2 protein-coding genes and 1 pseudogene are annotated in these 2,106 nt (G+C 42.4%); all 3 read left to right on the top strand.

What is annotated here, in order from left to right; translation table 11 throughout:
* A partial coding sequence (gene ccmO, locus PX482_RS05810) for a beta-carboxysome assembly protein CcmO (protein WP_288122184.1) occupies window positions 1–658 on the top strand: 658 nt, incomplete at its 5' end.
* A gap of 414 nt (window positions 659–1,072) precedes the next feature.
* Window positions 1,073–1,414, top strand: a complete 342-nt coding sequence (locus PX482_RS05805) for a hypothetical protein (RefSeq protein ID WP_288028171.1) — start codon at window positions 1,073–1,075, stop codon at window positions 1,412–1,414.
* Window positions 1,415–1,729: 315 nt separating this feature from the next.
* A pseudogene (locus PX482_RS05800) lies at window positions 1,730–2,026 on the top strand (hypothetical protein); the annotation flags it as partial.
* Window positions 2,027–2,106: the final 80 nt, after the last annotated feature.

Below are 2,106 nucleotides of genomic sequence, written 5' to 3'. Positions count from 1 at the left end.
CTGTACGGCGATCGTGCGTGGTAATATTGCCGATGTGCGGTTAGCAGTGGAAGAAGGGGCAAAAACCGCCGCACAGTTCGGACAATTGGTATCTAAATCGGTTATTCCCCGACCGATGCCCAATTTAGAGGTAATTTTCCCCATTGGTAGCCGTTTAGCCGAAATTGCCCAAAGTCAACGGGGTTTCAGCAAACTGAGCAATATGTCGATCGGTCTGTTGGAAACCCGCGGTTTTCCTGCTATGGTGGGGGCAGCCGATGCCATGTTAAAATCCGCCGATGTGCAGTTAGCTTCCTACGAAACAATTGGGGATGGTTTGTGTACGGCCATTATCCGGGGTTCGGTCGCTAATGTGGCCGTGGCCATTGATGCGGGAATGCGGGAAGCAGAGAAAATCGGTGAACTGCACGCGGTGATGATTATTCCCCGTTTATTGGAAGATTTAGAACATACCCTACCGGTAGCCAGCTACTGGTTAGAAACTCCCGAACCTTTACCGATGTTGTTACCCAATACTGTCCGGGAAAAACAACGGGAATTAGTCGCTTTACCGGAATTGGAAAAAACCAAAATACCAATTCGTCGCCAAGAAATGCAGGAGAAAGTGTTAGAAGAAGTGATTCCCGTGGAAGTTATCACCGATGAGGACAATTATTAATTTTTATTTTCAGCTTTGCTCCTGTGCTGCTAAAAGTACAGGAGCAAAGGTTTGAATTAGGGTTTGCGGCAAAAAGTTTGTTACTGGGTGTGGATTTCCCAGTAAAAAATCTTTACAGAGTCCCCCGACAATTAAACGAATCGAATAATGATAAATTTTTGTCAAGGGGTGCGGTCAGATCGAATAATCGTCGCTAGAATTGGCCTAATTGTCAGGAATTTAGTTAAACAAGGTTTTTGACAATATGCTAATCTGGCTAACAGGCTTTTGGGCGTGATATAGGGAAAAGTTCTGGCGATTGCGCCTAGATGGGGTGATATGCCAAAAGTTGACCCATATCGTTACTCTGAGGAGTGTTATCCAGAAATTTTCCGTGTAATATGTAGTTATGTTTTTTGAAAAGGAGTCAGCATAATGAAGCCTTTAGCTATAAATCCAGATTCGGTGAATATTATATCTCCATTAATTTCGCCGAAAAAAATAGAGTTAAATCCTATTCGGATAACATATAAATCCCCGATACAATATCGTAAAGCTGTTTATAAAATAGCATGTTTTTTCCGGCGAGAGTTTAGATACGACTTTGTGCAATATGGTTATGAAGGCGAAGAAAATGACCCGAAGCATGTTGCTTTTTTGTGGCTTCATCCAGAAGCAAGGCCTTTTACAGGCGATTTTAGAATTCCATGTATCGGAGCAACCTGTTTCCGATACCGTGAATGGACAGATAACCCAGCAGGATACGCTATGCAATAGATATGGTTCCATCCGTATTGGAGACGCAAAGGATTGTTATCCGAATCTTGGTCTGATTTTAAGCAGGAATTCGGCGATTTTATCTGCGAGCAACCGATATCAGAAGCAATGACTAAGTTTCTGGATAAACAACAAAAAACATAACTCATCGTTGCACCAGACAGCCGTAGGGTGCGTTCCCCAAAGTGGTTCCTACTGCTCCAGCGATCGATTTTGGGGAACGCACCATGCACATTGATTGAAACTGTAGGTTTAAGTGCGGTCGCCGATCTTAATAAGCTATATTAACAACAATACTTAAAGAGAAGGCTTAAAATGGTTAAATCAACTTTGTACACGACAGCAAAAGTCCTACCGGGAAATAGAATTGAAATTGAATCTCCAGAGCTGACTGTAGGACAAACTGTTGAGGTAGTTATTTTGGTTGAAGAAGTTAGTTCTGATGCTTCTAGCACCGAAGATATCTCTCCATCCTTAAAACAGCGTCTTGCTTTTCTGAAGTTACCAATGACTGAACGGAGGAATATTCTCAAAAGTCAAGCCGATATAATGCTCTCTCACTATCAACAAGATTCTGAATGGCAGGAGTTAATGGCAGCTGACATCATCGAAAATTTGGGTCTGAAACCCCGTCGTTCTACGACGGCTTTACTGTTAAATATGAGCATCGTTTACGAAATATATGCTAAAAT

Origin of the sequence: Microcystis sp. M53602_WE12 (genome assembly GCF_030065455.1) — a bacterium.
Lineage (GTDB): Bacteria > Cyanobacteriota > Cyanobacteriia > Cyanobacteriales > Microcystaceae > Microcystis > Microcystis aeruginosa.
The sequence above is the reverse complement of the archived record's forward strand: the minus strand, read 5'-3'. Positions and strand labels throughout refer to the sequence as shown.